The sequence below is a fragment of the Cohnella sp. genome, assembly GCF_041640265.1.
Taxonomy (GTDB): Bacteria; Bacillota; Bacilli; order Paenibacillales; family Paenibacillaceae; genus Cohnella.
The window spans coordinates 49,158-63,085 of record NZ_JBEQAP010000017.1; the positions used below are offsets into that span (position 1 = coordinate 49,158).

Consider the following 13,928-nt stretch of genomic DNA (forward strand, 5'->3'; position numbering starts at 1 on the left):
CAGCCCCTTTAGTGAGAACCTGTATTTACTACAGTTAATATTGCTTAAAAACGGGATATTCGCCTATCAACCTGCATTCCCTACAGGTGTTCAGACCCATTCGTTTAGAATGATTCAAACTAACCTCGAACACCTGCAGTTTTTGCAGTTCAACGGTTCCAAAAACCAGTTTTCGCGAAACAAGCTGCACTTTTTGCAGTTTGTCTTGTATAAATAAAATCGAAATGCAAAGTGGGATTTAGCATTAAAAAACCAAGAAAAGAATTCCTGCACGGATTACCTTGGGAAAGCCTCGCCTGATCTTAGGAACCCATCAAATTTCGGATAATAAGGCTAATCATTAGTTTAACCTGATTTCTCTTATCATTAATTGCATTGTCCCTGTCATTATCCTTGTCATCATCCTTGTCATTGTCTTTGTCATCATTCTTGTCATCGCCCTTGTCATCGCCCTTGTCATCGTCCTTGTCATCGCCCTTGTCATCGCCCTTGTCCTTTCCGTTGACGAGTGTCACCTCTTGCTCGAAGATGACTTTTGCCGGACCTCCGTAAGGATTGAGGAGCGATGCTTGAATAACGGCGGTTCCTTTCGCTACTTTATTCGGAATCGATATTTTTCCTTTCGAGTCAACCGTGACATCCTTGCTTCCGGATACTTTCGTCCATTTCAGGACAGAGGAAGGAATCTCAACTTCCAGAATCGTCAATCCATATTGATGATGGCGTCCGTTCGCAGTGACTTTCACTGTTGGCTTCGCTTCCGAACGGATATAAGCTACAGCTAATGCATTCATAGCCGGTACATCATACTTTAGCTTAACTTGGAAGTTAAGAACGGTAGAACGTACATCAACCGGTGTTACGCCTAGGTTGTCCAGTACCTCGCTTAACGTATAATCGTCCTTCTTGGATAAAATCTCAGCCATTGCATCGTTCAAGACAGCATTGATTTCCACCTTGTTGCCGAGCAGCCCGGCAAGCTCTTTCGGTTTCATATCCGCTAGGATGTCGAGAACCGTTCCTTCAACACCCCTGCGTTCCTCTCCATCCCCAAACAGGAATATCAGGAAATCGTCAATCTTCAAGTTCGTTTCGCCGCCTGCGGCCGCGATTGTATTCAATGTTGCCCGGTATTCCGGATTAGTCCGAATAGCCTCCAAATCCGACGCCTGCGGGTCGTACTGGAACGAACCGACCGCTCTAATGATCTTGAATAAACTTGTTTTCATCTCCGCTTGGTTAACGGAAGCCGGTAAATGAGGGGCGATTTTGTTCCAGACCGGATCAATTAACACTTGGTCTGCCGCAACATCCAGACCGGCAATTTCATCCCGCAATTTCCGCACATCCAGCACATCCGCAGGATCACCTGCAAGGAGCTCGGCGCGCAGCTTATTCATCCTTTCAAGGAATTGTTCAGCCGGGAAGGTACTTCCCTGATCTTCCGCCGCAGTTAACGTCACTTCTTTCTCAAAAATGACTTTGGCCGCACCGCCGTAAGGGTTGTTAAGCTTAGCCTGAATGACTGCCGAGCCACTGTTAACTCCTTCCGGAATCGTAACGGTACCGTTCGGCGTTACACTTATGTCCTGGCTACCCGATACCTTTGTCCACTGCAGCACCATGGACGGCACGTTCACTCCGAAGACATTAAGACTGTACTTGTGCTGACGGCCATCTTCGCTTATTTCCACTTCCGATTTCGCAGCTGAGCGGATATAAGCGACCGTCATCGCATTAATAGCAGGCACATCCTTTTGCAGCTTAAGCTGGAAACCCAGCACTGTCGCACGAACATCCTGTGGAGTAACGCCTAGATTATTCAGAATCGAGCTGAACTTGTAGGCATCGGTTTCACCGAGCAGCTTCTCCGTCGCTTCAAGCAAGACCGCAGTAATACCCTGCTTATCCCCGAGAAGCTGAGCCAGCTCAAGCATTGACTTCTCCGCGAGTATACCGGCGATCGTGCCTTCAACACCTTTACGAGTGCCGCCGTCACCGAACAGAAACACGAGGAAATCATCCATTTTAATGTTCGCGTTGCCGCCTGCGGCTGCGATCGTCTTCAGAGTTGCACGGAATTCAGGATTCGTGCGGATCTTCTCCAATTCCGAAGCTTGCGGGTCATATCGGAACGAGCCGACCGCCTTGACGATTCGGAACAGGCTGGCCTTTAGCTCTGCTTGGTCGACGGACGCCGGGAGATTGTCGCTAATTTTGTTCCATATAGGATCAATCAGATACTGGTTTGCCGCAACGTCGAGTCCGGCAATTTCATCGCGCAAATTCCTGACATCCTGCACATCCGCCGGATCACCGGCTGCAAGCGCGGCTTGAACTCGGATCATTCGTTCCAGAAAAACGCTTGATGGCAATTCCGATTCCGCGGCGTTCACCACGTGAATAAGTCCAAGCTTCTCGGTCAGCCCTTTCTGGCTGAGCGGCAATCCTCCTAGCGAAGCGGTAAGCATGGAAACCGCAAGCGCAGATAAGGTCACTTTTTTTCTAAATGTTGTAGTCATCTTCTTCACCTCTGTCATAATATTTAGGACTAAAATAGAAGAACGGGCATTTGCTGTTTTACGCCTTGATTTAAGCTGGGGCGGCCAACGGAATAATAAATGAAGTCGGTTCCGAGCAAATTTTCTTCCTTAAACACGTTGCGCCCGTCAATCAAGATCGGTCGTTTCAATACCGTTTGCAGCTGTTTGAGGTCAACCCCGGAAAATTCATCCCACTCCGTTAGCAAGCAAAGCGCATCAGCTCCTTGTGCAGTATCCATTGCATTATCGCACCATGCAACCCCCTCCTTTCCGAATAAAGCTTGAAAGTTATCAATGGCAATAGGGTCATAGGCTTTTACTTTCACTCCGTTGTCTACCAAATGCTGAATGATTTCCAAAGCGGGAGAATCGCGTACATCATCGGTATTCGGCTTGAATGCCAGACCCCATATGGCAATCGTCTTTCCATGGAGCCCGCCGTCGAATATCGTCTCCAGCTTCCGGATGACGTTGAAACGTTGATCCTGATTCACTTCCACAACCGAGCGCAGCAGCTTGAATTCGTAATCGACATGGCCGGCGATTTGAATAAGCGCACGAGTATCCTTCGGAAAACAGGAGCCTCCATAGCCAATCCCGGCTTTCAGGAACGACGAGCCAATCCGTTTGTCATAACCCATTCCTTCCGCCACTTGCGTTACGTCCGCCCCGACCTTCTCGCAAATGTTGGCAATCTCATTAATAAATGAAATCTTAGTTGCGAGAAACGCATTGGACGCGTACTTAATCATTTCCGCGCTGCGGATATCCGTCACAACGATTTGTTCGGTCAGAGGTTTATGAAGCAGGGCCATCGTGTCCGCCGCACTCTGACAGTCCGCTCCGATGATGATCCGGTCGGGGTGCAGCGTATCCTTAATCGCCGAGCCTTCCCGCAAAAACTCCGGAAGCGAGATGCTGTCAAAGCGCTTGTCCGTACGGGATCGTATTAGGTTTGCGAGCCGCTCGTTCGTTCCAACGGGAACGGTGCTTTTAACAGCAATAATTTTGTAGCCGTTCATCGCTTCCGCGATTTCAAGAGCAGCTTGATCGATAAAAGCGAGATTCGCCTCACCGCTCGGCAGCGGAGGCGTCCCGACTGCTAAAATAATAATGTCCGATTGACGCACGGCGCCGGGCAAATCGGTCGTAAACGAAAGTTTGCCCGCCATTCGGTTAGCCGCAGCCAGCTCCTTCAGCCCCGGCTCATAGATGGGAATGCCGCCGGAGTTCAATGTGTCAATCTTACCCGGATCGTTATCCACGCAGATGACTTTGTTGCCGAGCTCCGCGAAACAGACGCCCGATACGAGCCCGACGTAACCGGTTCCGATAACCGTAATGTTCATTCTCTTCGCTCCTTTATTGCGATCCATTCACACGCTGCAGATTTGCATAATCTCGTTCCAATCGAAGGCGAGCCTGACGATATCCTCTTCAATAAGCTCCGTCCCGGTTTGCACTTCGATGATGTCCATTTCCGTCTCCGCCCGCAAGCTGTGTTTGCTGTCTTTAGAAATTATCAAGACGTCGCCGGCCTTTACCGCAAAGCTTTTGCCATTGAGGACCATTTCCCCGTGACCGGAAACGATCGTCCATACCTCGTCTCTAAGCAGATGGTATTGGTAGCTTAGATTTTGGCCAGGTGCGACGCAGATTCTTTTGGTCAGCACTTCTTTTCCGTCCGGATATTTCAAATAATCGAGCACACGGTAACGTCCCCAGCGCCGCTCCTCATACATCGGACGCTGATCCGAATGCTTCATCACCTCTTTGATCATCGGGCTTGATGACTTATCTGACACTAGAATGCCATCAGGGCTCGCCGCTACAATAACGTTGGATAAATTGAGCAGCGTAATCGGAATATCGAGTTCATTGATCACATGTGTATTATGCGAGTCACCGGCTATGATTCCTTTACCGGTTAACGCGGTTTCGATTTCTTCGGTAAGCGTGTTCCACGTTCCGAGGTCCTTCCAATCACCTTCGTAAGGCAGCGCTACGATATGATTGGATCTCTCCACAATTTCGTAATCAAAGCTGATCTTCGGAAGCCTGCCATATTGCTTCAACATCTCGTCGTACTGGATCGGATATTCATGAGCGATCAAGATATTAATAAGGAAATCAAGCTTGAATGCAAAAACCCCGCAGTTCCAAAGCGCAGCCTGCTCAATCATAGCTGCCGCTTCTTCTTCACGGGGTTTTTCTTTAAAGCTGTTCACGCTTACGAAAGGCTTATCCGCCCGGGTATCGTCGTTGTCTGGTACGATATAACCGTATTTCTCCGAGGGAAACGTCGGCTTCACGCCCATAAGAGCTAAATCCGCGCCGGATTCGTTCAGGACAAGCTCAAGCTCCTTGGTCTTGTGGAAGAAAGATTCATCCACGTAAGGATCGACCGGCATCACGACGACGGTCTCATTCAGGCTGACGCCTTGTATCGAATATAAATAGGTGGCCGCCAGTGCGATAGCTGGAAAGGTATCTCTTCTTTCCGGTTCGACGATGACATCAATATCGCTTCCGAGCTGGCTGTGAATCATTTCAACCTGAGGCTTGCTGGTCGCGATATAAGCATGCTCCTGCAATCCCGCATTGGAAATTTGCCGCCATACCCGCTGTACCATCGACTCCGGCTTACCCTCGACATTCTTAAGCACCTTCAAAAACTGTTTGGATCGCGACTCGTTCGACAGCGGCCACAGACGTTTCCCTGAGCCTCCTGAAAGAAGAACAATTTTCATGGCAATTCCCCCCATAAAGTTTTGTGAAGCAATATTTATCTCGTTAACTGTTAACTAATTTGTGAAGCAGTCGAATCGACTGACTGTCCCTTGCTCATCTCGACTAATTGAGCGGATTTGATTCCCCTGGTCCAGGTATTATAATAGTTGGAATTTTTGCCGTACGAATTATCGAGCAAAGTGTTAGGCTTGTCCAACAAGCAGGACAGGATGTGGCCATGCAGCCTGGAGGTCTGCACATTCCGGTATCCGCTGAAGCGTTTTACCGCTTTATCCATCAAGTAATCGGTATACTTGCCCCAGATTGCCTGCATCGGCAGCATCCTGCTCCCTTTTCTCATCATATTGGCGATCATGTTAATCGACTTTTTCTCTACTCGGTTATACAAGGAAGCCCAATCCAGAAAATCGCCCCGACCGGACTCTTCTAGCTGCTCCTGCTCTTTCGTTTTCTCAATGTCTGTGCGGAAGAAGCATAACAAGTCTTTGCCTGGGCTGCTTTTGGGCAGGATCGGCCACAGCTGATGAGCCATGTCAGGCGATAAGTAAACAGAGCATAGGTGGAACTTCATTGTTGCCATTTCATAAGATAAGGGATCTCGGACGAAAAGATGAACATCATTGTGCCTATTAAAAATGTGAGCCGTCCGATCGAATTCCGATTCTTTCTTATAAAAGATTGTCTGCGGTAATATGACGATACGATGATTAGGATAGCTCGCAACGATTTTCTCGCGCAGCCTCTGATGCACTGGATAAAGGTCCCCGAAGTTCCCTCCGCCGTGCAGCACGATAATGTGGTTTTTAGGAATCATCAGCGTCTCAGGAAAATCATGAACGCTGTAGCGCGCCTTCACGCGAATGCCATTGTCTCTGAAAAATGCCTCCGCGCCTTTCATGATCAGTATGTCTCCGCCGTTGTTATAAACGGGGTAATCGATATAATAAATGCTCGAGCCCGGCGGAATTACATTCAAAATGTGGAGCAGCTCCTTTTTCAATACATCCATCGGGTGAACGTTCGGTACATTTTGCATTTCAACGCTCTCCTTTACGCTGTTTTTGCGCTTTTAATCGCTCCATTAAAAAACCAAAATCTTTTTTATCAAACAGCATGCCGCTCATCCGCACGTTAAAGACGATTCGCATCGATGCCATTGTCACAATCAACCGGATAACGGCGCCTATTAATAAAGCAAGAGCAATTCCGTTCAGCCCGTACAACGGCGTAAACACGAAAAACAATCCAATCGTTACCGCAAGCGCAATCAACTGTCTGATCAGAACAAGTCCGGGCCGCCCCATCGCATTAAACGAGGATGCCAGAATCCACGAGCCCCCTCCGAGAATACATTCAACGGAAAGGAGATAAAATGCGGTGCTGGCTTCAAGAAACGGCGCTCCAAACAGGAAGCCCATTAGGAAGCGGCCTATGAACATGCTCGGGATAACGACGATCGTCATAATAATCAAGGACAGCCGGAATGCCCGGCCGACCGTGGCGATGACTTTGTCCTTATCCATACCGGTTACCTTCGGGAAAATGACATTCGTAATCGCCATCTGGACGACGTTGAATATACGGGACAGCGCGTAGACGACGGTGTAAAGCCCAAGGTCCCTCGCAGTCAGCATGGAAAGAATGATAATTTTATCGAATTGGGAATACAGCGTGCCGAGCAATTCGACCCCGAACACCTTACTGCCGTATCCGAACAATGCCCTTGCAGCCACTCGGTTTCCTAAGCCTTTGAACCAATCTATTCGGATTACGTCCCTAATGTTGTACAAGGACCAAGAAATGACCATCACGCTGGTTACCAGAAAGACCAGTGCAGCAAAATGAAGGCTGAAATTGCCGACCGACCAAAGAACGGCCAGTCCGGCCAGGTTACATAGCGGAACATATAAGCGTACGCCGTTATAAATTTTGAAATTGCCCGTACTCTGAGCCAGCGCCGAAATTAAATTAATTGCGAGTAAAATCGGCAGCATCAGCACCGTAAACCAACGCGTGATTTGGATGACGGCGGCAGGATAATTTCCAAGCCAAACCGGAAGCCAAATCCAAGCGATGATGCCTACGACCACGCTGACGGGAATTTGGAACAGGAAACCCGCTCTCACGAAGTCTCCTCCGCCGCTTTTGTTTTGCTTCATGTTATAAATAAGCGAGGTCGGCAGGCCGAACCCGACCAGCCCCGCCAGCAGCGTCGGCCAGAAAAGAATGGCCGAGAATTCCCCTTTACCGATGACACCGAACATCCGGGCAGTCACGATCGAGGTCAACGTACTAATGACCATGACTAGAAAATTGGTTGCGCTGGTGCGAAGAACCGTTTGAACGAGGCCGTTTCCTTTCCACGCTTTATGAATGGCGAGTTGTGCCATAGATTTCCGTCAACCCCTACTGTTATAGCGCAGGATACCGACAAGCGATCCGTTGCGGTAATAAATTTTAACGACCTGCCTTATAAATTTCTTGAAATGGAAGATGGAGAGCAGCGATGTACCAACCGCCTGCAGCATTCGGATCGTATGCTTCACGACGGCCAGAACGCTTTTATCCTGCCGCTTCACCGCATCGCTCACCCCCTGCCAGAAAATCCGCTTCAGGAACCACTTCTTGGTCGTTCGTTCTTTGGCGATTTTGTGCTTAACCGACGCATACGACGTATAATAGACCTTATACCTAGCGCGTAGCCTCGCGATCAGCTCGCTTTCCTCGCTCGACAGCAGATTTTTACCAACCCTTCCCAAATCCTCGCGGAACGGTTTGATATGATTGAAGACACTCATCCGGAAAGCAATATTCGCACCGTAAGGAATCGATGGAGAAGGCATTTCCTTTACCCCATTTGTAAAATCGAGAATGGTGAAAACCGAGCGATATTCCTCCGGAATCCAATCCGGTTCCTCTGCCTCCCAGATTGGGTCGATTTTACCGCCGACGCAGCCGATGGTTATATCTCTTTCAAAGACGTCCACAATATGCTGCACCCATTTGCTTGAGGCAAGCGCATCGTCATCCAAGAAGAGGATGTATTCGCCGCTCGCCTCCCTGATCGCTCGATTACGGGCAACCGACAGTCCAAGCTTATTTTCGAGAATATAGCGTACCCTTGGTCCGTGCCGCTGCCGCAATCCGTTCACAACCTCAGCCGTATTGTCCGTCGATCTATTGTCGATGACGATAATTTCGATTTCCTTTTTAGCAAAGTTTTGAGTAAGAACGCTCACAATTGCCTCTTCCGTATCCTTTGCCCGGTTATGGGTGCAGATAGCAACCGTTACCTTCATCGTTCATCCTCCTTGATAAACGTTTTTTATCTGCTCAGCGATCCCGCTCCATTCCAATTCCTTCAGCACCTCTTCATACTTTGGCGCTTTTCCTTCTTTTTTCACATTTAAGGCTGTTTTCATCGCGTTTGTTAGTCCATTGGCATGCGTTGGATCGTAGCGGACGACCATGTCTTCCTTGAAATATTCGTCGATGAAATCATTGTCCGGCATCACGATCAGCTTCTTGAAAGATAATCCGAGTATCGCGGAGCCTGATGTTGTAATTTCTTTGTAAGGCATCACCATCACATCCACGGCGCTGATCAGATCGGCAACCTCTTCATTGGGAACAAAACGTAAATCCAAGATGATATTTTCGGTATCCACTACGCCCTGCATATACGCCTCAATCTCTTTGTCCGCTTTACCCGCTATGATCAGGTAGGAATGTTTCGTCTTTACAGCATTAAAGGATTCGATTAAATCCTCGACACCCTTGTAAGCTTTAATGGCACCGAGAAACAAATAGATGTCAGCGTCTTCGCTGATGTTGTATACCCGTCTGAAATCTATTCCCTTCGACTTATACACGCCCAAATAATGGCCATGCTTCACAACAGAAAGCTTGCTTGACGGAACGCCAAATTCTTTCATGACCTTCCGCTTAACGGACTCGGATGCGACGATCATCTTGCTGCAAAAGCGGCATATCAGCGTTCGCATGAACCGCTCCATCTTAGGGTGCTTCACGGAATGCGGATACAGATTATGAATCGTCCATACTAACTGCACGTTCCTCAGCTTCAAATAAAGCATTGTCAGAACTAAAATAAAGGATTTTGCGATAAAGAGCAGCGGATTCCGATTCTGGTAGGCGTGATGTATCCAGTGAATGTGGACAATGTCCCCTGGCTTCGCCTGGCCAACCTGCAGCATCAGCTTGCCATGCTTTAAATCCATAATGTCCAACCCTGCGCCGCACAGCGAATTTGTTAATAAATCATTATAGAAATTCAACTCGCTCGATTTCGGCCACATCCATACTTTCATCGTTTCGCTCTCCCTGCTTTTTGCTGCCTTGTCTTCAGTTGTATCTGCGAACCCATTCATTCGGAACGTTGATTTCTCGGATGACCTTGGCGGGAATACCGCCAGCCAGCACATTGGCTGGAATATCCCGCGTTACGACGCTTCCAGATGCGATAACTGAATTTTGTCCGATGGAAACGCCTGGCAAGATGACGGCCCCTCGGCCGATCCAAACATTATCTGAAATGACAATGCCTTTGCTCTGTGGCCGGTCGTCTATATCGACCGGGTGAAAGTTCGTATCAATCATGTTGACCATTGGGCCAATAATCGTATTGCTTCCGATTCGGATCGATCTCGTGCAGCCGATATCCAAGCCATAATTAAAAAACACATTATCCCCTACTCGCAGCTTGGCCTGCTTACTCACCGAAATGGATGACGGAAACGGTTTGGCATGAAAGGATACATTCCGTCCAACAATGAACTCGCCTTTGTTTTTCACCGTTAATTTCCCTGAAATTCGGCCAAGCTTGCCAGCCGAATTGGTTTTTAACGGTAGAACGAATGCTCCCTTCAAGACCGCCAGCAGTTTACCTATACTAATCTGATTGTATTGGATACTCATAGGATCATCCCGCCGCCTCCGACTTCAAATTCTGCGCTAACATCAAATTGTAGGTATACTCCACCTTTTTCGCGATAGTCTTCATGTTGAAGTCATTCATGACACTGGCGTAACCTTGGTTTGAAAGCTCTTGATGATTGACAACTTTGTCATAGATACGCTGAATGGTCTGATATAACTCTTCAACATCCCCGTCCTTCACAATTAAACCGCCTCTTGTCTCGAAAATGATTTCCGGCGCACCGCCGGAATCCGAAACAATGACGGGCGTTTGCGCGAGCATCGACTCGATAATGACTCTGCCGAACGGCTCGTTTAATGAGAAATTAATCGTAAGATCGCACTCTTTCATCACGTCGAGCGGTTTATGGCTATAGCCGTAGAAGATGACGTTTTCCTCTAAGCCGTAGGCAATGACCTTCTGGATCAAGTCGTTGTAATAGGTATCCGAACCGTCAACGGATGCATCGCCTACAATCAGCAGCTTCCAGTTATACTTTTTGTTGTCGGCCAATTTCTTGACGGCTTCAATGACGAGATGATATCTTTTCCACTCCACAATACGTCCGAACGTCCCGATAACGAGCGTATCATCCTCCATAAACATTCGACTCTTAGGCGTTAAAGCCAATTCCGGATCGACACCGTTATAAATGATCGTCTTGTTGCTGCCTTGAATAGAGTCCGCCACGAAGTGCGAAATACAAATCACTTGGTCAAAAAATCTTGGCAGCACTTGGTTGAACATTCGTAAATGCGTATGATCCCTGTGGTGCCAAACCAGTTTACTCTTCACCATGAATTTGAGCGGAGCCGTATACCATGGCGCCCGCCATCCGTTGGCATGAATAATCTCGATCCGGTTTTTCTTCACAAACGCCTTCATCCGAAAAACGGTTTCCAGATAACCGAAACCGGCTTTTTTCTTAATGCTGTTTAAGCGGAGCGGAAAGTGCTCGTACTCCGTCCTGATTTCACTCAAATAAGCGGCTTCGCTGGGGCACAATAGATAAATCCTGTATTTAGACGTATCCAAGTAATTGATCAAATGGATCAGACTTTGTTCGGCGCCTCCCTTCTTATCCGCATGAGTAACAAACATGACGTTCGTTTTTCCGTTGTCCATCACAGCACCTGCTTTATTTGATAACTTGCATTTAACGAATGGATATAACCTTTCAGAACTTCTTTATGGTTATAATGCGTACGTATGAAATTTTGGGACGACTCCAGCAGCGCTTTGGCCGCTTGGGGATTGTCGAATAGCAGCTTGATTTTTCGGTAAAAATCCTCCGGCTTGTCGGCAACCATGATGTGTTCGTTATCTATAAGCCCAGTGCCTTCATAACCGACGGAGCTTGAAATGACGGGCAAACCGTTCTGAATCGCTTCGATCGTCTTCAACTTTACGCCAGCTCCGTTCTGCATCGGGTTTACGAACAGATAACCGCTTTTATAAATATCGTCCAAACTCTTCGGCGTATCGTGCAAGATCACATTCGTCAAATCGTACTGTTCAAGCCAGCTTAAGCTTTGTTTCCTGCTATTACCCGCAACAATGAATTTGTAATCCGGCTCCTTTAGCATGAGCGGGTGAATATGGGCTAAATACCACTGGATCGCTTCCCGGTTATTCGGCATGAACAACGAACCAATAAAGACGACATGCTTTCTCTGAAAAGTACTCTCACGGAACGTGTCCTCAGTGACAGGCGGCGGCAAAAACAAGCTTTTGGCCGCAGGGTTTTGCCTTTGGAAGAGTTCAAACTCCTTATTGGAAATAAACAAATATTTGTCGATCTTCTCCAGCATTTTTTTCTGCAATGCTGCGAATTTGCTGCTCTCCATGTGATAATACATTTTATGGAGTACATTTTTGGTGCTTCTGGCAAGCGCCTTGAAGTATACCGCTTCATCGTTATGTACCCGAAGGATGACCTTATCGCGTCTAATTTTCGGGTTGTTTAGGATGGGATACACATAGTCGCCCTCAAGCAGTACATAATCGTAATCTCCTTCGATAGGGATGTTCCGCAGCTCGTTTCTCGACTGAACTTGCATAGGAATGACATGCAGCAGATCCGCCAGCTTGCTTCTTCGGTTACAGAGCTTAATTTCTTCAACATAGCTGCTAACAGCTTCCATGTCCGCCTCGGAAGGCGTTTGTTTGCCGCATACGACGAGATGGATCTTCCATCCAAGCTCAGAGAGCACCTTAATTCTTCCCCATGTATCGACCCTTCCGCCATGGTCGGCAGGAAATGGGAAATCACTGCACACAACTAGTATTTTCATTTCGCTGCCCTCGCTGTATTGGAATGGTTTATTTCGTTCTTGCCCATAAAGAAGCTGATAAAGGCGAAAAGCAGCCACACCTCGTATTTAATCTCAAGTGCAACAAAGAGCAGGGACAGCAGGATAAAGATAAGGGCCAGAAACAGGATGGAGCTGGATTTGACTTTAATGATCAGGTTTTTGGCTAGCAGGTAAAAGAAAAGGACCGAGAAGATCCCGCCGAACATAACCCACTGGAAAAAGCCCGATTTGACGCCCAAATTCTCATCCGAGTCCGAGTATTGCAGCAACTCCCCGGCATTAATCTGGCTGATGCCGAATGTGTTGTAATAAAAATGGGACATCAGTTTGATCGATTCGTTCACATACTTATCGAAATACATTAAGTAGGCTCCCGTGCCGACGCCCAGCGGATGGTGGAAGACGGTTGCCAGCGAGATAATGATCGTTCCCATTCGTGTGTAGGACGAAGTGTAGTTCTCGATATCGTTGCTGAACGAACTGACAAGCCCCGCTGAAAAATAAGTGATAAACAAATACATGGCCAAGACAACCGAAATGAGCAATATGAAATTTTTCTTTTTCCGGAAATCCAGAAATTTGATCATCGTCACGACAAGCGTCAGCAAGCTTACGATCAAAAATCCTTTCGAACCAGTAACGAACAAATAAAACAGAAAAAAACCGGAAGCATACACGATAGACATTGTCCTGGCAAAGCCGCTCAAATACCGGGCCAGATAAACCAGAATCGATGCATACACCACGATAATAGATCCTGTGGTGCTGCTCTCCGAGGTAAGCAGCCTTACTCTCCAGTAGGGGCTGCTGCCGGCATGCAAGTACGTGAACGCATTCGGGATGCTCATTAACTCCAAAATCATAATGATTATTAACAACGTGACTACGGCTAGAAAGCAGCCATAAAGTACTTTATAGCTTTTGATTTTCGAGAACACGAGCTGCATATGCCTGATGTAGAATAGGATCAAGACAAAATAAATCAATACCTTTATCGCTTTGCCGAGCAGGTTCTCCGAACCGAAGCTATAGCTGCCCTGCATGAATTGAACGAGTACATAGACGATGCTGACAAAAGACAAATAAAGGATAAAAACGAGCAAATACTTCTGCAACTTTGACGCGAGCATCACTTTCTTGTATTTGGCAAGCATCGCGATTTCGCAAAATATAAAAAGAGGAAACAGCATAATAATTGGCGACCTGCCTATTTCACCGATCATGTTGACCAAGGGAAAATCCTGATAGACGGTCAGCACCAGCAAGATACAGAGATAAAGAGCAAAAAAGAGCTGATTTATGCCTGATTTCTCGACTGTTTCTTCATGCAACGTTGGGTTATTCAGCAAGCTTACGTTCACCTTCTCTCCATCGCCGCGA

11 protein-coding genes are annotated in these 13,928 nt (G+C 47.4%); all 11 read right to left on the bottom strand.

Going from position 1 to position 13,928, the window contains the following annotated elements; all coding sequences use genetic code 11:
• Positions 1 to 302: 302 nt before the first annotated feature.
• From ACESLK_RS14050 to ACESLK_RS14100, 11 genes are read right to left on the bottom strand one after another with little or no spacing between them, the layout of a single operon-like run.
• A complete protein-coding gene (locus tag ACESLK_RS14050) occupies positions 303 to 2,522 on the bottom strand; it encodes a hypothetical protein (protein ID WP_373230134.1) in 2,220 nt (739 codons plus the stop codon).
• A 29-nt stretch (positions 2,523 to 2,551) separates the two neighbouring features.
• Entirely contained in the window at positions 2,552 to 3,892 is a 1,341-nt protein-coding gene (locus ACESLK_RS14055; RefSeq protein WP_373230135.1) for a UDP-glucose dehydrogenase family protein, read from the bottom strand.
• Between the two features lie 27 nt (positions 3,893 to 3,919).
• Positions 3,920 to 5,293 (bottom strand): sugar phosphate nucleotidyltransferase, encoded by a 1,374-nt coding sequence (locus tag ACESLK_RS14060; protein ID WP_373230136.1) that lies wholly within the window; start codon positions 5,291 to 5,293, stop codon positions 3,920 to 3,922.
• Between the two features lie 50 nt (positions 5,294 to 5,343).
• Positions 5,344 to 6,330, bottom strand: a complete 987-nt coding sequence (locus ACESLK_RS14065; protein ID WP_373230137.1) for a polysaccharide pyruvyl transferase family protein — start codon at positions 6,328 to 6,330, stop codon at positions 5,344 to 5,346.
• A gap of 1 nt (position 6,331) precedes the next feature.
• Positions 6,332 to 7,684: an oligosaccharide flippase family protein gene (locus ACESLK_RS14070; RefSeq protein WP_373230138.1), complete on the bottom strand. Its 1,353-nt coding sequence runs from the start codon at positions 7,682 to 7,684 to the stop codon at positions 6,332 to 6,334.
• Positions 7,685 to 7,693: 9 nt separating this feature from the next.
• On the bottom strand, positions 7,694 to 8,593 hold the full coding sequence (locus ACESLK_RS14075) for a glycosyltransferase family 2 protein (protein WP_373230139.1): 900 nt from the start codon (positions 8,591 to 8,593) through the stop codon (positions 7,694 to 7,696).
• A gap of 3 nt (positions 8,594 to 8,596) precedes the next feature.
• Positions 8,597 to 9,685 (bottom strand): glycosyltransferase family 4 protein, encoded by a 1,089-nt coding sequence (locus tag ACESLK_RS14080; RefSeq protein ID WP_373230140.1) that lies wholly within the window; start codon positions 9,683 to 9,685, stop codon positions 8,597 to 8,599.
• Positions 9,660 to 10,232 carry a DapH/DapD/GlmU-related protein gene (locus tag ACESLK_RS14085; RefSeq protein WP_373230141.1) on the bottom strand — a complete coding sequence of 191 codons (573 nt, stop codon included), beginning with the start codon at positions 10,230 to 10,232 and terminating at the stop codon, positions 9,660 to 9,662. Before ACESLK_RS14085 ends, ACESLK_RS14080 begins: the two co-directional genes overlap by 26 nt.
• Positions 10,233 to 10,236: 4 nt before the next feature.
• Entirely contained in the window at positions 10,237 to 11,358 is a 1,122-nt protein-coding gene (locus tag ACESLK_RS14090) for a glycosyltransferase (protein WP_373230142.1), read from the bottom strand.
• Positions 11,358 to 12,527 (bottom strand): glycosyltransferase family 4 protein, encoded by a 1,170-nt coding sequence (locus ACESLK_RS14095; RefSeq protein WP_373230143.1) that lies wholly within the window; start codon positions 12,525 to 12,527, stop codon positions 11,358 to 11,360. The genes ACESLK_RS14090 and ACESLK_RS14095 overlap by 1 nt, the downstream gene beginning before the upstream one ends.
• Entirely contained in the window at positions 12,524 to 13,897 is a 1,374-nt protein-coding gene (locus tag ACESLK_RS14100; RefSeq protein WP_373230144.1) for a hypothetical protein, read from the bottom strand. The genes ACESLK_RS14095 and ACESLK_RS14100 overlap by 4 nt, the downstream gene beginning before the upstream one ends.
• Between the last annotated feature and the right edge of the window lie 31 nt (positions 13,898 to 13,928).